Source organism: Streptomyces novaecaesareae, assembly GCF_000716875.1.
In the GTDB taxonomy this organism is placed as follows: domain Bacteria; phylum Actinomycetota; class Actinomycetes; order Streptomycetales; family Streptomycetaceae; genus Kitasatospora; species Kitasatospora novaecaesareae.
This window is the reverse complement of the sequence record NZ_JNWQ01000126.1, coordinates 1-18,138: the sequence shown is the minus strand read 5'-3', so window position 1 is coordinate 18,138 and position 18,138 is coordinate 1. Positions and strand designations below refer to the sequence as shown.

The following is an 18,138-nucleotide window of genomic DNA, read 5'->3' as shown; positions in this document are numbered from 1 at the left end:
GTTGCCCAGCAGCTGCGCCGGGGTGCAGCTGCCGCCGCCACCGGTGGTCACCGTCCAGGTGAAGCTGGTGGTGCCCGACTTGCCGGCCGAGTCCTTCACCGTGACGGTCACATTGGAGGTGCCGGCTGCGGTCGGGGTGCCGGTGATCGCGCCGGTGGAGGCGTTGATCGCCAGCCCGGCCGGCAGGCCGGAGGCCGAGTACGACAGCGGAGCGGTGCCGCCCGAGGCGTTGATCTGCACGCTGACCGCGGTGCCGACGGCGGTGGACTGGTCACCGGGGCTGGTCACCGAGACGGCACCGCTGCCGGCCGGCTTGGTGAGCAGGCAGCCGGCCACGTTGAGGTCGATGGCCCGGCTGGAGTTCAGGCAGGTGGTGAACCAGTAGGTCTCCTCGCCGTAACTCTGGCCCTTGTAGGCCTTGGTGGTGCCGTCGGCGGCCACCTCGCACGGGTTGTTGAGGGTGCACATGGCGCCGTCGTCGTTGCCGGTGTTGTTGATGCCGACGATCCGCCCGCTGGCGGAGTCGACGATCGGCGAACCGGAGGTGCCGTGCGTGGTGTTGCACCCGGAGCTGTAGCGCAGCGAGTCGTGCCAGGTCCACTCGTCCTCGCGCAGGGTGGACACGAAGCCGTTGACGGAGCAGTTCCAGACCTGCTTCCAGTACGACGAGGGGATGTACATCGCGGCGCCGTCGACCGGGTGCGCGTCGTTGACGGTCAGCGCGGTGATGCCGTACTTGGAGCTGATCGACCCGTAGGTGTCGGTGAGTTGGTAGAGCGCGACGTCGGTGCCGGTCATCGTCGCGTAGAGCAGCTTGTCGGCCTGGACGGTGCCGAGGTCGTTGCCGGCACCGTCGAGCAGGGTGCCGCTGCGGCTGGCGCTGACGTTCTGGATGACCTGGCCGGCCGAGGGCATGGTCGGCAGGCAGTGCCCGTTGGTGAGCATCAGCGCCCGGTCGCCGGCCGCCGAGGTGGGGTAACGGACCAGCGAGGCCGAGCAGTTGCTCAGGGCGATGGTGGCCGTCAGATCGGCCGCCTGGACGGCGTGCGCGGGGGCGGCCGCGAAGACCACCCCGCCGGCGACGACGGCACCGGTGCCGGCCATCGCGACAAGTCTCTTGAACATGGCTCTCCTTGTGGGGGATCGCGGGGTGTACGACTGGTCGCCGACGTCCGCGCCGCACGAAAGTGCCATGCCCACTTCAAGGGGTCAACCGTTATGGAAGAACTCGCCACTGCCCGGCGCGATCCGTGCCATCCGGCGGCAACCACCTGTCCCGGTATGCCCGTTACGGGCGTGTCGCAGCGAACGCTACGGCTGCGGGAAGGAGTTCGGGTCCACGTCGCTGGTCTTGGCGTTGCCGTCGGCCACCGGCTGCAGGGTGATCTGCCAGGTGGTCGCGGTCCGGCCGGTCTCGAACGCCAGGGTGTCCTCGAACTTGCTGAACCGGCAGTCCAGGGTGAACCCCTTGGCGTCCGCGTCCCAGTCCGTCCCGCCGGAGAAGTAGACCTCGTACGTCCCGTCCTCGACGCCCTCGACGGTGGCCTTCTGCCCCTTGGCCACGTACACCGAGTGCACTGCCTTGCCGTTCAGCGCGAGCGAGACCACGGCGTCCGCCGAGCCCCCGTTGTCGACCTTGAACTCGCCCTCGCCGCGCAGCTTTCCGCGGCGGACCATGGTGCCGTTGTCCAGCGAGCGGGACTGCTGCTTGGGCAGCTCAGGGACGGCGAAGGTGGTCGGGTAGCCGGCCGTGGTCATCTTGGTGAGCGCCGCCGACACCCCCGTCAGCCCCTGGGAGGCACCCAGCGCGGCCTCGGCCGAGCCCAGGGCGCAGACGTCGTGGAACTTGATGTCACTGCGGACCTTGGCCGCGTCGGCGGCGAGCGAGGTCAGCGCCGTCACCAGCTCGGTCTGCGCCGTCGTGACGGTGGCCGGCTCGTCCGCCTTGCTGAGGGACTTGGCAGCCGTCTGCGCGCTGGTGCCGACGGTGCCGAGCACGGTGTCGAGCTCGGTCAGGCTCTTGGCGGCGGCCACCTGGGAGAGCGCGGCGGTGACCGGGTCGATGCTCGTGCTGAGCACCGGACCGTACGGCGGCCGGGTCGGCGTCGGCGTCGGGCTGGGTGTCGCGGAGGCGGCCGAACCCGCCGAACCCGCAGCTCCCCCCGCCGATCCGCCCGATCCGGCCGAGGACGAGCCGCCCCCGCCGCCGGAGCAGGCCGCCAGCACCAGCGCCGTACCGACCGCCAGGCCGGCCTTCCCCACGAACCGCTCGGACCGCTCGGACCACACGGACCACACAGACCTCATGACCCCACCCCCGGAACCCGGACTACCCACCCACCGCGCCCTTACGCGGCGACACATGGTCCCGGGCACGAACGACCCCGGTCAAGCGGATTCACAGCAGCCACCGAAAGGGGCCGTCCCGGGGCGTCCCAGGAGGTCAACTACGATCGGCACGTGCTCAGTCTCACCGGACTCCCCCTCCAGCTCATCGCCTCGGTCATCGCGATCGTGGTCTTCGCCGCCACCATGTGGCTCTGGCCGCGGTTCGGCGGGAAGGGCTGGAAGTCCTGGCTGGGGCGGCTCGGCGCCTTCCTGGCCGCCCAGCTGGCGGTGCTGGTCGCGATGGGCCTGATCGCCAACAGCTACTTCGGCTTCTACAGCTCCTGGACCGACCTGCTGGGCACCAGCGGCGGGCTCGGCACGGTGGTCGACCACACGCCCAACGCCTCCGGCGTGGCCGTCACCGGTGAGCAGAAGTTCTACTCCTCCCAGGGCTCGGACCCGGAGCGCTCCGGCCTGATCCAGAAGGTCGACGTCAAAGGGGCCGGCAGCGGCCTGAGCACCGAGGCGTACGTCTACCTGCCGCCGCAGTACTTCCAGCCGGACTACACCAAGCAGCGCTTCCCGATGGCCCTGGTGCTCACCGGCTACCCGGGCACCCCGGAGAAGCTGATCTCGCTGATGCAGTACCCGGCCTCCACCCTGGCGGCGATCGAGCAGAAGAAGCTGCCGCCGACCGTGCTGGTGATGGCCCGCCCCACCCTCGCCGGCAACCGGGACACCGAGTGCGTCGACGTGCCGAACGGCCCGCAGGTGGAGACCTTCTTCACCAGCGACCTGCCGAAGGCCCTCGCCACCACCTACCGGATCGGCACCGACCCGGCCAACCGGGCCGTGATCGGCAACTCCACCGGCGGCTACTGCGCGCTCAAGTTCGCGCTGCGCAAGCCCGACTCCTACCCCGCGGCGATCGCCCTCTCCGGCTACTACAGCGCGGCCCACGACGAGACCACCGGCGACCTGTTCGGCGGCAGCGACAAGCTCAAGCAGGAGAACGACCTGCTGTGGCGGCTGAAGAACCAGCCGCCCGCCCCGGTCTCGCTGCTGCTGACCACCGCCAACGACGAGAACAACTACGACGAGACCAAGGCCATGATCGCGGCGTTCAAGGCCCCCACCAAGATGTCCACGATCACCCTGGACACCGCCGGCCACAACTTCCACACCTGGACCCGGGAGATCCCGCCGGCGCTGGAGTGGCTGGGCAAGCACATCACCATGCCCGCCGCCGCCTGACCTGGTCACCCTGACCTGGTCATCTGACCTGGTCGCCTGACCGAGCCGCCTGACCATGCCGCCGTCCGGGTGACACCCGGCAGATCACACCCGCCTCACACCCCCGTCTCACGGTTCTCTCAGCCTCGCCACGCACCGTATGGCGCATGACCACGAGCAGCTACTCCCCTCCGGCCGGTGACCCGTGGCCCGAGGCCGCGAACCACCCGCCGCCGGAGGTGCCGCAACCGGGCCCCGCCCGACCGGACCCGGCGCCGCTCTTCCCCGAGCAGCCCCTGCCGCCCGCCGGCCCCAAGGGCCCCGCCTCCTGGTCCGGCCGGCTGCGCAGTCTCCCCGCCCGGGCCTGGCGCGGGCGGGAGGACGACCCGCGCTGGGTGCGCCCGGCCCTGCTGGCGCTGCTGGCCGCGACCGTCGTCCTCTACCTGTGGGGCCTGAGCGCCTCGGGCTGGGCCAACTCCTTCTACTCGGCCGCCGTCCAGGCCGGCACCCGGAGCTGGAAGGCCTTCTTCTTCGGCTCCTCCGACGCCGGGAACTTCATCACCGTCGACAAGCCCCCGGCCTCGCTGTGGCCGATGGTGCTCTCGGCGCGGATCTTCGGCCTCTCCTCCTGGTCGGTCCTGGCCCCGCAGGCGCTGATGGGCGCGGCGACCGTCGGCGTGCTGTACGCGACGGTGCGCCGCCGCTTCTCCCCGCTGGGCGGCCTGCTGGCGGGCGCGGCGCTGGCGCTCACCCCGGTGGCGGCGCTGATGTTCCGCTTCAACAACCCGGACGCCCTGCTGGTGCTGCTGCTGACGCTGTCCGCGTACGGGATGGTGCGGGCGGTCGAGGCGGCGGGCACCCGCTGGCTGCTGTTCACCGGGGTGATGTTCGGCTTCGCGTTCCTCACCAAGACGCTGGCGGCCTTCCTGATCCTGCCCGCCTTCGCGGTGATCTACCTGGTCGTGGCGCCCACCGGGTTCTGGCGGCGGGTGCGGCAGATGCTGCTCGCGGGCGTGGCGCTGCTGGTCTCGGGCGGCTGGTGGGTCGCGATCGTCGAGCTGATGCCCGCCTCGGCCCGCCCGTACATCGGCGGCTCGCAGGACAACAGCTTCCTCTCGCTCACCTTCGGCTACAACGGCCTCGGCCGGGTGGACGGCAACGAGCGCGGCAGCGTGGGCGGCGGCGGACGGCTCCCGGCCGGGATCGACCTGCCGGGCGGCGCGATGCCCGGTGGCCGTGGCTGGGGGCAGACCGGCCTGACCCGGATGTTCGGCACCGACATCGGCGGGCAGATCGCCTGGCTGCTGCCCGCCGCACTGATCCTGCTGGTGGTCGGTCTCTGGGCGACCCGCCGCTACGCCCGCACCGACACCGCCCGCGCGGCGTTCCTGGTCTGGGGCGGCTGGCTGCTCTCCACCGCGCTGATCTTCAGCTTCATGTCCGGGATCTTCCACCAGTACTACACGGTGGCGCTGGCCCCGGCCGTCGCGGCGCTGGTCGGCATGGGCGTGGACGGCCTGTGGCGGGCGCGGCACCGGCTGCCGTGGGCGCTGGTGCTGGCCGGGACGCTCGCGGTGACGGCGGTCTGGGCGTTCGTACTGCTCGGGCGCAGCTCGGACTTCCTGCCGTGGCTGCGCTGGGCGGTGCTGGTCAGCGGGCTGGCGGCGGCGGCCGCGCTGGTCGGCGGACAGGTCGCCGGGCGGGCCCCGAGCCGGGCGGGCGCGCGGATCGCCTCGGTGGCGGGCCTGGTGGGTCTGGCGGCGGCGCTGGGCGGTCCGGCGGCGTACGCGGTGGACACCGTCAACACGGCGCACACCGGCTCGATCGTGACCGCCGGGCCGGGCGTGCAGGGCGCGTTCGGGCCGGGCGGCATGGGGCGCAAGGGCGGCAAGGGCTTCCCGGGCGGCGGCACCGGCAAGGGGCGCGGGTTCGGCCAGGGCTTCCCCGGCGGCCAGGCCCCGCGCGGGCAGAACGGCCAGGGCTTCCCCGGCGGGCCGGGCTTCCCGGGCGGGCAGGCCTTCCCGGGCGGCGGCACCGGCAACGACACCGGCAACGGCACCGACCACGCCAACGGCCGCCACGAGCGCGGCACCGGTGGCGGCAACGGCCTCCCCGGCACCCAGGACCCCGAGGGCACCGGCACCGGCACCGGCGGCACGGCCGGCGGCCCTCCCCCCGGCGGCATGGGCGGCCTGCTCGACGGCCCCAAGGTGACGGACGAGGTCGCCGCGATGCTCAAGCAGAACGCCGACCACTACACCTGGGCGGCCGCCGCGATCGGCTCGCAGACCGCCGCCGGCTACCAACTCGCCACCGGCAAGCCGGTGATGGCCCTCGGCGGCTTCAACGGCACCGACCCCTCGCTGACCCTGGCCGGCTTCCAGAAGTACGTCCAGGAGGGCAAGGTGCACTGGTTCATCGGCGCGGGCGGCTCGCACCGCGGCTTCGGCGGCGGCGCGGGCGGCGGCGAAGGTGGGCAGCAGAGCGAGTCCGCCCAGATCGAGTCCTGGGTGACCGCCCACTTCACCGCGAAGACGATCGGCTCGACCACCTTCTACGACCTGACGGCCCCGACCTCCTGACCTCGACCCCGAAGGGGGCGTGCCGCGTTCGCGCGGCCCGCCCCCTTCGCCGTGCCCGGGCCCTTCCCCGCGCCCGGACGCCAGACTCAGTCGGACGCGCAGCGCGTCCCCGCCGCCGGCATCCGCCCGTCCACCAGGAAGGCGGTGACGGCGGCCCGGACGCACTCGCTCTTGTCGTAGGCGGTGTGCCCGTCGCCGTCCCGGGTGAGCAGCACGCCGTGCTCCAGCCCGGCGGCCAGCCGCTGCGCCCACGGGTACGGGGTGACCGGGTCCCCGGTGGAGCCGACCACCAGGATCGGGGCGCTGCCGGGCGCCCGTACGGTGTGCGGGCGTTCGGGCGAGCGGTACGACCAGGAGCGGCAGTCCGGGTCGAGCAGGGTGGTCAGCGGGGCGTGCCGGCTGGTCAGCGGGGCCCGGGTGGCGAGGTCGGCGAGGGCCGTGCGCAGTTCGGCCTCGGTGGGCGTCTGCGGGAGGTCCGCGCAGGAGATGGCGGCGAAGGCGTCGGCCGGGGTGTCGTACCGGCCGTCCTGCGTACGGCCGTTGGCGCTGTCGGCGAGTTCGAGCAGCGGTTGGGCGTCGCCCCGGGTGATGGCGGGTGTGAGGACGTCGCGCACCTGGGGCCAGGAGCGGTGGCCGTCGGCGAGGGCGTCGAAGACGGCGGACCAGGCGAGGGCGGCGGTGACGGTGCGGCCGTCGGCGGTGTGCAGGGGGTGGTCGCGCAGGCCGTCGAGGAAGTCGGCGAGGAGGCCCGGGGCGGCGTCCGGGTCGGTGCCGAGCGGGCAGTCGTCGCCCTCGTCGGTGGCGCACGCGGCGGCGAAGGCGCGGAGTCCGGTTTCGGCGGCGGCGGCCTGTTCGGTGCCGAGCCGCAGTGGGTCGCGGCTGTGCTCGACGGCGCCGTCGAGGACGAGCCGGCCGGTGCGGTCGGGGAACTCCTCGGCGTAGAGCGCACCGAGGTGGGTGCCGTAGGAGAAGCCGAGGAAGTCGAGTTTGCGCTCGCCGAGGGCGCCGCGCAGCACGTCGAGGTCGCGGGCGGTGTCACGGGTGCCGACGTGCGGGAGCAGGTCGGCGTGCTTCGCCTGGCAGGCGTCGGCGAGGGTCCGGGCGTGGTCGTAGGCCGGGTCGTCGGTGGCGTTCCACTCGTCGCGGGTGTGGTCGTCCAGGCAGTTGACGGGGGTGGTCTCCCCGGCGCCGCGCGGGTCGAAGCCGACCAGGTCGTAGTGGTCGTGCAGCGGCCCCTGGTAGTTCTTCCAGCCCCAACGGACCATTCTGACACCGGAGTTGCCGGGGCCTCCGGGGTTGAGCAGGAGAGCGCCGAGGCGCTGGTCCGGGTCGGCGGCGGGCACCCGGGAGAGGGCGACGCCGACGGTGCGGCCGCCGGGGTCGGCGTAGTCCAGCGGGACTTCGAGGGTGGCGCACTGGACGACGGTGGCGTCCGGGTCGGCGTCCGCATCGCCGGGGCAGGGCTGCCAGTCGATCCGCTGGTCGTAGAGCGCGCGCAGGGCCGGGGCGGTGGCGGCGGCGACCCTTTCGTCGAGCGGGGGCGGGGTGCCTGTTCTGCCCACGCCGTGGGGGCCGCTGCAGCCGCCCACCAGGGTGAGGGCGACGGCGACGACGGGCAGGGCGTGCCTGGGACTGGGGAACCGGGGGAGCCGGGGGATCATCGGGGCCACCGCCCACGAATACCACCTGATCCGGGCCCGGGGCACATCGCGTCCGACTTCCACCGCCGCGACGGATCGTTTCGTCAGCCGTCACACTGCTGTAGCAGGGCCTTCCCGGGTCAGCCGCCGATGGCGGACATCGGGCGCTCGGGCCGGACGAACTCCGCGCTGCCGATGGCGTGCCCGGGCCCCTTGCCCGCCACCGAGAGCCGCCACGCCGCCTCGATCGCCGCATCGTCCGCACCGCCGCGCAGCAGCGCCCGCAGATCCGATTCCTCCGTCGCGAACAGGCAGTTGCGCAGCTGCCCGTCCGCCGTCAGCCGCACCCGGTCGCAGCCCCCGCAGAACGGCCGCGTCACCGAGGCGATCACCCCGACCACCGCCTCCGTCCCCGCGATCCGCCACTCCTCCGCCGGAGCGCTCGGCGCACTTCCGTGCCGCCCGAGCGGCACCAGCTCGAACCGTTCCCCCAACGCGGCCAGGATCTCCTGCGCCGTCACCATCGCCGTACGGTCCCACGCGCCCTGCGCGTCCAGCGGCATCGACTCGATGAACCGCATCCGGTACCCGTGCTCCACCGCGAACTCGGCCAGCGCGACGATCTCGTCCTCGTTCACCCCCCGCACCGGCACCGCGTTCACCTTCACCGGCCCCAGCCCCGCCGCCTGCGCCGCCGCCAGCCCCGCCAGCACGTCGGCCAGCCGGTCCCGCCGGGTGATCGCCGCGAACCGCTCCGGCCGCAGGGTGTCCAGGCTGACGTTCACCCGCCCCAGGCCCGCCTCCCGCAGCGCAACGGCCGTACGCGCCAGGCCGATCCCGTTGGTCGTCAGCGACAGCTCCGCCCCGAGCGCGGCCAGCCGCCCGACCAACCCCACCAGCCCCCGCCGCAGCAGCGGCTCCCCGCCCGTCAGCCGCACCGAGGCGACCCCGAGCCGCTCCACGGCGACCCGCACCAGCCGCACCACCTCGTCGTCGCCGAGTACCTCGGCGCGGGCCAGCCAGTCCAGGCCCTCCGCCGGCATGCAGTACGTGCAGCGCAGGTTGCAGCGATCGGTCAACGAGACCCGCAGATCGGTGTGGACCCGGCCGAAGCGGTCCACCAGCGGGCGCGGTGCGGTGTTCATCGCCCCAGTACAGGCGGCGGCCGCCCGCAGGGCCAGCGGCCGAACCGCCGGGGAGCGGCCGCCACCTGCGGCTTCCCCTTGTGCGTTCACACAATGCGCGACCTGGTCCGGTAGCGGCAGGCTGGGCCCATGCAGAACACTCAGGCCGTCGCCGCCCTGGTGCTCGCCGCCGGGGGCGGCCGGCGCCTCGGCGGGCGGCCCAAGGCACTGATCCGGTACGGGGGCCGGCCGCTGGTGGAGCACGCGGTGGCGGTGGTCCGGGCCGGCGGCTGCCGGGACGTCACGGTGGTGCTGGGCGCGGAGGGCGAGCGGGTGCGGGCCACCGCGCACCTGCCGGGCTGCCGTCTGGTGACCAATCCGGACTGGGCGGGCGGCATGGGCTCCTCGCTGCGGGCCGGCCTGGCCGCCCTGCCGCCGGACGCCCCGGCGGTGCTGGTGATGCTGGTGGACACCCCGGGCGTCACCCCGGCCGCGGTGGCCCGGCTGCTGGCCGCGCACCGGGCGGGCGCCGAGCTGGCCGCGGCGGCCTACGACGGGCGGCGCGGCCACCCGGTGCTGATCGGCGCCCGGCACCTCGCCGAGGCGGCGGCGGGGGCCTCCGGCGACGCCGGCGCCCGCGCCCTGCTGACGGCGCACGGGGCGGAGGTCGTCCTGGTCGAGTGCGCCGACGTCGCCGTCCCGGACGACCTCGACACCCCCGCCGACCTGGCCCGCTGGTCCGCCGGCTGACCTCCTCCCCACGGGGGAGGCCGTCTCACCCCCCGCGGCCGACGGCCCCTGATCCATCCCTGAGGATTGCCCCATTCCGCGCCCATCGCCGGACATTTCGGGGAGCATGGGAATCGTCCCATCCACCCGACACCGACGGACGGAGCCCGCGATGGCCGGACTGCCCGACGACTTCACCGGACACGACCCCACGCGGCCGGGGGCAGGCGGTGGCGCCCGGGCGATCCGCTGCCCCGCCTGCCGCCGCGAGCACCTGTACGAACCACCGTCGCTCCCCTGCCCCTGCGGCGCCTCGCTCAAGGTGCCGCTGCTGCGCGGCGGGGTGCCGGTCCAGGTGCGCTTCCGCTCCTGGGAGGACTCCTGGCTGAGCATGCGCTGCCCGCACTGCGGCCGCTCCGACCAGTGGCCGCAGCCCGAGTTCACCTGCAACTGCGGCGCCACCGTCCGGCTGCCGGTGGACCGCGCCACCCGGCTGGGCAGCGGTACGGCCGCCCCGATCGCCGCCCCCGGCCCGCAGTCCTCCCGCCCCCACCCGGCGCACCCGATGGGCGCACCGGTGCCCGCCCCGCCCGCGCCGCCCGGCGCCACCGGCGGCCGCTCCCGCCCGTTCCGCCACCGCACGCCGTTCCGCCCGCACCCGGTGCGCACCTCGCAGGACGCGGTGTTCACCGCCGCCCGCTACCTGGAGTGGCTGGGCTTCGACGACCTGGAGCTGACCGAGGCCCAGGAACGCGACGGGGTCACCCTGTTGGGCAGCCGGATGGTCGCCCAGGTGGACACCTGGACCGAGCCGGCCGACGTGAAGTCGGTCGAGTGCCTGTGGCTGCAGACCCTGCACGCCGAGGAGATGGCCGCCGCGATGTTCACCCTCGCGGGCTATTCGCACCAGGCCACCGTGCGCGGCGAACAGCTGCTGGTCGCCCTGTTCAGCCTGGACCTGGCCGGCGTGCCGCAGCCCGCGAACGGCGCAGCCGAGGCCCTGATGGAGACCGGCTGGACGTCCTGACCGCCGGGACGCCCCACTAGATCATTTCTTCCGCAAAAGCAACAACCTCCGCTCGTGATCTGGTGCACAAGCTCACCCCCGTGTTGAATTGCCGCCACAGCGCGGGCCTTTCGCCCTGCCGTTGCCATGCGCACGGTCGTGGCGGCAGGGCCCCAGGGGCAGGTCCGTGCCCTGCTGGATGGCGCACACAAGGAGGTGGCGTTGTCGGAGCACGGATGGGGCCCGAGCGGCCAGAGCGGCCCGGACGGACGGGGGCGGGCGGCAGCGGAGGAACCGGGCGACACCGTGTGGCGGCTGAGGTCCCGGGGGTGCTGGCAGGAGGCCGCCGAGCTGTTGCGTCCGGCTGCCGAGCAGGACCCGGCCGCGGCCCTCGGGCGGGCCGAACTCCTCATCGAGCAGTGCCTGTTCACCGCAGCGCACTGGACCCAGGCGGAGCAGGCGCTGCGCCTGGCGGAGGCGCAGGCGGCCGGCACCGAGCAGCGCGCGGCCGCCGCCTGCGCCCGCGGCTTCCTCGCGTACGTGGCGAGCGTGCTCGGCCCGCGGGACCGGCTGGACGAGGCGCAGGCCGCGCTCGGCCGGACCTCGGCCCTGCTGCCGCCGGACGCGCCGGGCCGCCCGCTGCTGGACTTCCGGCGCGGGCTGGTCGCCGAGAACCTGCTGCGCGACCGCAGCGCCGCCTGGATCGCGTACCGGCGGGCGCACGACGGGGCCGGTGAGCGCGGCGACGAACTGCTGCGCTCGTACACCTGGCGCCATCTGGCGGCCCTGGCGCTCTCCCGGGGGGATCGCGGGCACGCCCGGGAGGGCTTCGACGCCTCGCTGCGGCTGCGCGAGCAACTCGGCTTCACGGTGGGGGTGGCGCCGGCGCTCGCGGCGCTCGCCGAGGTGTCCGAGCCGGCCGAGGCGGCACGGCTGCGCGCCGAGGCGGCCCGGCTGGTGCACGCCCTCGGCGGAGTGCCGGTCTGGCTCGCGCGCCAACTGGCTGCTGGGCGCGCGCCGGTGGCTCCCCCGGACGGGCGCATCATCAGCGAGACCGGGGGAACAATCAGCTAAGGTGAGCCTAACCTGGCCGGGGCCAGCAGTGCCCCGGCCGGGTCGCCTTGCCGTTCCCCGGGCACCGCCATGCCCCGGTCCGGCCGGGCCCGGCGCGCCACCCCGGCCCGGGTCCGGCCGGGCGGTCATGGCCGGCCCCGGTCGACCCGATGGGGCCTTCCATGACCGCGAGCAGCACCAGGCCCGGCCCCGCGCCGTGCGCCCCCCGCAGCACGGGGGCGCCCGCCCCCGCCCCCGCGCCGGCCTCCACGGCCCCGGGCGCCCCCTCGTACCACCGGCTGACCGGGCTCACCCCCGTCCTCGGCGTGCGCTGCGCCCCGCCCCGACGCGGCGGCGGCTGGCTGCCCGCGGCCGACCTCACCGCCCGCCCCGAGGCGGTGCGCGAGCTGATCGCGCACGACGCCCGGACGGGCCTCGCCCGCTACGGACAGCCGCTGCGCCGGGACGTCGCGGCCGGTTTCGGGCTGCACCGCTTCGTCTGGCCGGTGTCCCTGCTGTTCACGCTGCCGTGGTTCCTGGAGCGGCGCGTCCCGCTGCTCGCCCTCGGGGACGTCTCGCTGCGCCGGCGCAGCGACGCGGTGGAGCTGACGGTCCGTCCGACGGGCTTCGCCTGCCTGCCGGACGACCCGGCGGCCGGCTCGCCGCAGGCCCGTACGGCACCGGACGAGCCGGCGCTGGCCGCCGAACTGCGGTGCGCGCTGGGCGGGTTCCTGGCGCCGGTGCTGGCCGCCTTCGGTCCGCAGGTGCGGCGCGGGCCCCGGGTGCTGTGGGCGATGGCCACGGACGCCGTGGTGGAGGGGCTCTGGTTCGCGGGCGGGCTGCTCGGGGAGCAGGACCGGGCGCGCGTCGAGCTGTCCGCGCTGCTGGCGCCCGGCGAGCCCGCGCACGCGCCGGTCCGGCCCGGCGCGCGGACGGGCCCCGCCCCTGCCCCGGCCCCTTTCACCCCGGGCGCCGGCTTCGCACCCCCGGCGCCCGGCCGCGGCGGCGCTTCGACTGCCCGGGGAGCCGAGGACGACGCTTCGGGCGCGGAGCGGGCCCGGGCCAGCTGTTGCCTCGTGTACACCGTGGAGCCGCAGGACATGTGCGGTGGCTGCCCGCGCGTCATGCGGCGTTGACGAACGTCCGTGCGATGACAGATCCGGAAAGCCCGGAATTCCAGGAACAATCCACACCAGATCCATAAGAAAATAGGATTGTTGCTGAGTCAGAAATCCCTCTCCCCAGCGCATTGACGGCGAATCGGCCATTCGCCTGCCGAGCATCCGCCATGATGGTCCCCGCCATCACGACGCAGCAAAGCGACGCAGGAAAGCGAGGCTGGTTCCGGCGATGAAATTGTCCGACATACCGCTCGGGTGGGCCGTCACCGGAATCGCGGGGCTGCTGGTCAGCGCGCTCCTGGTGGCCCTGCTCCGCAGCCGGGGATCCGCCCCCGCCGGCGGCACGGATTCCTGGGAGCGCTCCGAGGAACGGCGCCACCGCAAGGAATCCCTGTACGGCGCCGCCTCGTACACGCTGCTGTTCTGCTGTGCCGGTGTCGCCGCCGCGCTCTCCTTCCACGGGCTGGTCGGCTTCGGCGTGCAGAACCTGGGCCTGTCCGGCGGCTGGGAGTACCTCGTCCCGTTCGGCCTGGACGGCGCCGCGATGTTCTGCTCGGTGCTCGCCGTCCGCGAGGCCAGCCACGGCGACGCCGCACTCGGCTCCCGGCTGCTGGTCTGGCTCTTCGCCGGTGGCAGATCCGCATCGTCCGCTGGCTGCGCGCCCCGCGCGAGACCTACGCGGCCTGGTCGCTGATGCTCCTGGAGAACGTCCGCAGCCTGGACGAGGCGGTGGACGAGGTCCGCGAGGAGAAGCGGGATCGCGTCCTGGAGAAGGAGCGCCGCAAGCTGGCCGGGCGCCGCGAGCGGGCCGAGATCCGGGCGATCAACCGCTCCAACAGCGGCTGGCGGCGCAGCGGCGGCGCCCGGCAGCTGGAGTCCGGCTCGGAGCCTGCCATAGCCGGCGGGCCCGGGGCCGAACGGCCCGCCGCGGCCGAGCTGCCCGGGGCGGAGCGGCCCGAGGCCGAACGGCCCGGCGTCGAGCGTGCGCCCGCACCGCGCAAGGTCGAGGCCGCCGAGGGCACGGTCGTCCAGGCCGGTCTGCCGGCCCGTCCGGAGCGGCGCACCATCGACCTCACGGTGGAGGAGGACACCGTCACACTGCCCCGGCTCGACTCGCTGGAGCGCAAGCTGAAGGACCTGGAGCAGCAGTTCGGCTGACGCCGTCCCGTGCCTGTCCTGTCCTCCCGGGGACTCGCCGGCCGGCGAGGTCGGCAAGGCCGGCGCGGCCGACGAGCCCCCGGGAGGCCCCGGCTGCCGGGGGCTCGTCGGCCGCCCGGTCACTCCCAGACCGCGGGCTTGAGGACGAGCGCCGTGTCGGTTCCCAGGAGCCGGCCCGCACTCGGCGGGAGGGGCACGGTCACCGCGTCCCGGTCCAGGCCGAGCGGGCTGGTGCCCTCGGGATCGCGGTCGGCGATCGCGACCGGGAGCTGGGAGTTCCAGACCGCCCAGATCCGCAGCTCGCCCTTGGGATCGTCGCTCTCGTGCCCCACGTCGACGATCAGGGTGTCGTCCCAGTCCGCGGTCTGGGCGAGGTGGTCGCGCCAGAACAGCAGCCCGTGCTCCTCCGTCAGCCGGGAGACCTTCAGGTGCAGCGCGTAGCGGGACGGCGGCGAGACCGGCCCGTTCGTGCCGTCGGCGGGCGACAGCAGCGGGTCGAGGAGGAAGACGGTGGTCAGCGGGACGGCGGCGCCGTCGGGCTGCGGCTCCAGCAGGACGGGGCAGTAGTGCGCCGCCACCTGCTGGTGCAGCACGACGGGCAGCCCACGGACCGACAGCTGGAGCTCGCCCTGCCAGAAGGACCGGCGGCCGTCGACCTCGGACGGGCCGGGATCCAGGCCCGCGAGCTCGATCGCCACCCGCTTGCGGCCGAACAGGAAGCGGCGCAGATTCTGGTACCCCTCCTCGGAGTTGACCAGACCGTAGCGACCGGAGTGCGAGCGGTGAACGTACGCGCGGTGCGCGCCTTCGACCCAGGCGTTCCGGATCGTCACCAGGCCGTCACTCTGCGGGCCGACGACCTTGTGGGCCGGGCCGTAGTCGCCGGGGTCGGTGCCGATGACGCAGAAGACGCGGTCGACGTCGAAGGCCTCGGGCGGGATCCGGTTCGCCTGCCAGTCCTTCGGGGCCTCGGCGCCGTACTCGACGCCCGGCACCAGGTAGCCGTACATCTTCTCGGGCGAGAAGATGTCGGATCCGACCGGGCCGAGGTCCTCCATGAACTCGTCGAGCAGGCCCCCGCCGACGGCGAAGGTGATCCCGCCGTGCGGCGTGCCGTAGGTGAACAGCCGGTCGACCAGGTCCTTTCCGGGGGCGGTCGGCCGGAAGTCCCCGACGCTGTCGTACGACCACTTCTGGAGCATGCTGCGGCAGACCAGGCCGCCCATCGAGTGGGCGATCAGGTCGACCTTGTCCGCGCCCGTCTTCTCGCGGACCAGTTGGACGAGTTCGTACAGGTCCCTGGCCGCCGCCTCGATGTCGAAGTCGCCGGCCCGGGTGCCGAAGGTGTCCGCGGCGGCGTCGTAGAAGCGGTGGATCCAGACGGTCGCCGGATCCACCGACCCGGCCTCGCAGGAGCGCAGGTAGGCCTTGGGATCCCCGGCCACCAGCGGGTGGTAGCCGTCCTCGGCGAACAGCCGGAGCAGCGGGCTCTCGAACTGGTAGTACTGGGCGTTGCCGTCGCCGCCGACCCGGATGTGGGTCGAGCCGTCGTTGAAACCGTAGAACGGGTCGTCGACCTGCTTGTCGATGCCGCTGGTGCCGCCGGCGAAGCCGCGGACGTAGATCAGTGGGAGGCGGGCGACGCCGTCGAGGGCGTAGCGGGCCTCGGCCGGCTGCCGTTGCGGAGGCGGCAGCGGGATCGTGGGGGACTCGACGGCTTCGCCGTCGGTGTGGTGATGGAAGATCGACACCATGGCGTGATCCTCGCCGGCAGTGGTCGCGGCTGCCCGCCTCGGACCGGCGGGCCCGAGCCACACACCCTCGCCGGCTGCCGGGACGCGCCGGGGCGCGTGACCTGTCTTCAGGTTCGCAGACGCGAGCGCGTTTCGTCCAGGGCCGCACCCCACCGGGACGGTCCCTAGGCGGCGGCCCCGCTGAGCTCGAACCACATCCGCTTGCCGGATCCGCGCGGTTCCACGCCCCAGGCGTCCGCCAGCGCCTCAACCAGCATCAGGCCGCGCCCGGAGGAGGCCTGTTCGCCCGGCGTACGGCGGGTCGGCCACAGGTCCGACTCGTCCTCCACCTCGACCCGCAGCCGGGCCCGCCCGCCGTCGGCCTCCGGCTCCCGGTAGAGGCGCGCAGTGAACATGGCGTCACGGTCCGTGTGCCGGATGGCGTTGGTGACGAGCTCCGAGGAGAGCAGTTCGGCCGTGTCGATGAACTCGGCGACGCCCCAGCGGCGCAGCGCGTCGCGCAGCTCGGCCCGCACCTCGGCGACCCGTGCCAGGTCGGCCTGGCCGATCCGGCGGCGCAGCTGCTGGGCGGCGAGGCCGCCCGCCGGGCCGTCCCAGCGCAGGAGCAGCAGCGCTATGTCGTCCTCGCGCTCGCTGGAGTCGGCGGCCTGGGAGGCGATCCGGTCGGCCAGCTCCTCCAGCGGGTCGCGGGCCGCCTCCGCGGCGGACGGCAGCGGGCGGGCGAGCGCCCGGGTCAACCGGGCCACGCCCTCGTCCAGGTCCATGCCGCGCGCCTCGACCAGGCCGTCGGTGCAGAGCAGCACGGTCTCGCCCGGGTCCAGGCTGAACCGGGTGACCCGGTACTCCTGGTCCGGGTCGATGCCCAGCGGCAGCCCGCCCGCGACCGGCACCACGGCGGCGGTGCCGTCGGCTCGGCGCACCACCGGGTCGAGGTGGCCGGCCCGGACGGCGTACACCACGCCGTAGTCGACGTTGACCTCGGCGTAGGTGCAGGTCGCGAAGTGGTCGGTGTCGAGGTCGGCGAGGAAGCGGGAGGCGCGGGCCATCACGGCGGCGGGCGGGTGGCCCTCGGCCGCGTAGGCGCGCAGCGCGATCCGCAGCTGGCCCATGATCCCGGCGGCGTGCACGTCGTGGCCCTGGACGTCGCCGATCACCAGGCCGACGTGCCCGCCGGGCAGCGGCACCACGTCGTACCAGTCGCCGCCGATCTGCAGGCCGGAGCCGGCCGCGAGGTAGCGCACGGCGGTGGTCACACCCGACACGGACGGCACGGTGCGCGGCAGCATCACCCGCTGCAGGCCGGCCGCCAGCTCGTGCTCGGCGTCGTGCAGCCGGGCCCGGGCCAGCGACTGGGCGACCAGCCCGCCCAGGGTGGACAGCAGGGTGCGCTCGTCCGCGTCGAGCTCGCGCTCGTCGTCGAAGCTGACCACGCAGACGCCGATCGCCCGGCCGCTGGCCACCAGTGGCAGGTAGGCCCAGGAGCCGCGGCCGGAGCGGCTGGTCTGCTCCCAGACGTCGGGGTAGCGGCCGCGGAACTCCTCGCGGGTGGCGACGAACACCGGAGCGCGGTGCCGCAGCGCCTCGGCGGCCGGGTGGCCGGCCGGCAGCACGGTGCGGTCCCAGACGGCGAGCGTCTCGAAGTGGTAGCCGGAGGCGCCGAGGATCTGCGCCCGGCCGGCCTCGAAGGAGGCCAGCACGAGGCCGTCCGGCGGCAGCCCGGGCAGCGGCAGTTCGGTGAAGACCCGGGCCACGTCACGGACGGTGACGGCTTCGGAGAGGGCGCGCGCCGCCTCCTTGATGAACCGGGAGCGCTCCTCGCGCAGCAGGGCCATCCGGTCGGCGCGGTCGCGCTTGTGCAGTTCGACGGTGGCGTCCCAGACGAAGCCCACCATCCGGGAGGCGCGGCCGAAGGCGTCGGCGAGCACCCGGCCGCGGAAGCGCACCGCGCGCATGGAGCCGTTCGGCCCGACGGTGCGGTAGTACGCGCCGCACTGGCCCAGCTCGGCCACCGCGCGCTCGACCCGGCGGCGCACCACCGGCGCGTCCTCGGGGTGCAGCAGGGCCAGGAAGGAGTCGGCGGTGCGGTCGAAGCGGCCCAGCGCCGGGCCTTCCAGCCCGATGATCGTGCAGGCCCGCTGGTCGCCCTCCAGGACGTCGCGGCGGATGTCCCAGTCGAAGGAGCCGATGCCGTTGGCGGCCATCGCCGGCTCCAGCCAGTCCGGCATGGTGTCGGCGGAGGAGGGCGGCAGGCCGCCGGACAGCACGGGCGCCAGGCGGGCGGCGGCGAGGCTGGGGGACGGGCGCAGCGAGGAGGTCCGCCGGGTCGGCTGGGCGGGCGGCCGCGGCTCGACGGTGCGCGGGCCTGCGGTGCGGGGCTCGGCGGTGCGGGGGCTGTCTCTTATACACATCT

Annotated in this window: 12 protein-coding genes and 1 pseudogene; 7 read left to right on the top strand and 6 right to left on the bottom strand. The window is 74.4% G+C overall.

Annotated elements, in window-relative coordinates; translation table 11 throughout:
• Nucleotides 1-1,125: putative Ig domain-containing protein (locus OP86_RS30635; RefSeq protein WP_030260650.1), on the bottom strand; the 1,125-nt coding region annotated here is incomplete at its 3' end.
• A gap of 186 nt (nucleotides 1,126-1,311) precedes the next feature.
• On the bottom strand, nucleotides 1,312-2,307 hold the full coding sequence (locus tag OP86_RS30630) for a hypothetical protein (RefSeq protein WP_157849886.1): 996 nt from the start codon (nucleotides 2,305-2,307) through the stop codon (nucleotides 1,312-1,314).
• Between the two features lie 153 nt (nucleotides 2,308-2,460).
• Between OP86_RS30630 and OP86_RS30625 the strand changes: the two genes are divergently transcribed.
• The gene (locus OP86_RS30625) at nucleotides 2,461-3,582 is read left to right on the top strand and encodes an alpha/beta hydrolase (RefSeq protein WP_030062438.1); all 1,122 of its coding nucleotides are present in this window, start codon (nucleotides 2,461-2,463) and stop codon (nucleotides 3,580-3,582) included.
• A 146-nt stretch (nucleotides 3,583-3,728) separates the two neighbouring features.
• Nucleotides 3,729-6,143 (top strand): glycosyltransferase family 39 protein, encoded by a 2,415-nt coding sequence (locus OP86_RS30620; protein WP_030260653.1) that lies wholly within the window; start codon nucleotides 3,729-3,731, stop codon nucleotides 6,141-6,143.
• A gap of 86 nt (nucleotides 6,144-6,229) precedes the next feature.
• Here OP86_RS30620 and OP86_RS30615 read toward each other — a convergent pair whose 3' ends face one another.
• Nucleotides 6,230-7,804 (bottom strand): alpha/beta hydrolase, encoded by a 1,575-nt coding sequence (locus OP86_RS30615; protein WP_063832490.1) that lies wholly within the window; start codon nucleotides 7,802-7,804, stop codon nucleotides 6,230-6,232.
• Nucleotides 7,805-7,923: 119 nt separating this feature from the next.
• On the bottom strand, nucleotides 7,924-8,928 hold the full coding sequence (gene moaA, locus OP86_RS30610) for a GTP 3',8-cyclase MoaA (protein ID WP_030062432.1): 1,005 nt from the start codon (nucleotides 8,926-8,928) through the stop codon (nucleotides 7,924-7,926).
• Between the two features lie 129 nt (nucleotides 8,929-9,057).
• Here moaA and OP86_RS30605 point away from each other — a divergent pair, with 129 nt between their 5' ends.
• From OP86_RS30605 to OP86_RS33095, 5 genes and pseudogenes are all read left to right on the top strand, one after another.
• Nucleotides 9,058-9,657 carry a nucleotidyltransferase family protein gene (locus tag OP86_RS30605; protein WP_030062431.1) on the top strand — a complete coding sequence of 200 codons (600 nt, stop codon included), beginning with the start codon at nucleotides 9,058-9,060 and terminating at the stop codon, nucleotides 9,655-9,657.
• A gap of 151 nt (nucleotides 9,658-9,808) precedes the next feature.
• On the top strand, nucleotides 9,809-10,663 hold the full coding sequence (locus OP86_RS30600) for a hypothetical protein (RefSeq protein ID WP_234435106.1): 855 nt from the start codon (nucleotides 9,809-9,811) through the stop codon (nucleotides 10,661-10,663).
• A gap of 201 nt (nucleotides 10,664-10,864) precedes the next feature.
• Nucleotides 10,865-11,716, top strand: a complete 852-nt coding sequence (locus OP86_RS30595; protein ID WP_051834221.1) for a hypothetical protein — start codon at nucleotides 10,865-10,867, stop codon at nucleotides 11,714-11,716.
• A 161-nt stretch (nucleotides 11,717-11,877) separates the two neighbouring features.
• Entirely contained in the window at nucleotides 11,878-12,831 is a 954-nt protein-coding gene (locus OP86_RS30590) for a (2Fe-2S)-binding protein (RefSeq protein ID WP_078589496.1), read from the top strand.
• Nucleotides 12,832-13,045: 214 nt separating this feature from the next.
• Nucleotides 13,046-13,974 (top strand): annotated as a pseudogene (locus OP86_RS33095) (DUF2637 domain-containing protein).
• Between the two features lie 119 nt (nucleotides 13,975-14,093).
• Here OP86_RS33095 and OP86_RS30580 read toward each other — a convergent pair.
• Both OP86_RS30580 and OP86_RS30575 read right to left on the bottom strand, forming a co-directional pair.
• The gene (locus OP86_RS30580; protein ID WP_078589497.1) at nucleotides 14,094-15,728 is read right to left on the bottom strand and encodes an esterase/lipase family protein; all 1,635 of its coding nucleotides are present in this window, start codon (nucleotides 15,726-15,728) and stop codon (nucleotides 14,094-14,096) included.
• Nucleotides 15,729-15,892: 164 nt separating this feature from the next.
• Nucleotides 15,893-18,138: SpoIIE family protein phosphatase (locus tag OP86_RS30575; protein ID WP_106973555.1), on the bottom strand; the 2,246-nt coding region annotated here is incomplete at its 5' end.

Excerpts from the sequence above, each read along its gene's own strand:
- OP86_RS30630 (WP_157849886.1), bottom strand. The coding sequence starts at position 2,307 with ATGAGGTCTGTGTGGTCCGTGTGGTCCGAGCGGTCCGAGCGGTTCGTG.
- OP86_RS30620 (WP_030260653.1), top strand. The coding sequence starts at position 3,729 with ATGACCACGAGCAGCTACTCCCCTCCGGCCGGTGACCCGTGGCCCGAG.
- OP86_RS30615 (WP_063832490.1), bottom strand. The coding sequence starts at position 7,804 with ATGATCCCCCGGCTCCCCCGGTTCCCCAGTCCCAGGCACGCCCTGCCC.
- moaA (WP_030062432.1), bottom strand. The coding sequence starts at position 8,928 with ATGAACACCGCACCGCGCCCGCTGGTGGACCGCTTCGGCCGGGTCCAC.
- OP86_RS30605 (WP_030062431.1), top strand. The coding sequence starts at position 9,058 with ATGCAGAACACTCAGGCCGTCGCCGCCCTGGTGCTCGCCGCCGGGGGC.
- OP86_RS30600 (WP_234435106.1), top strand. The coding sequence starts at position 9,809 with ATGGCCGGACTGCCCGACGACTTCACCGGACACGACCCCACGCGGCCG.
- OP86_RS30590 (WP_078589496.1), top strand. The coding sequence starts at position 11,878 with ATGACCGCGAGCAGCACCAGGCCCGGCCCCGCGCCGTGCGCCCCCCGC.
- OP86_RS30580 (WP_078589497.1), bottom strand. The coding sequence starts at position 15,728 with ATGGTGTCGATCTTCCATCACCACACCGACGGCGAAGCCGTCGAGTCC.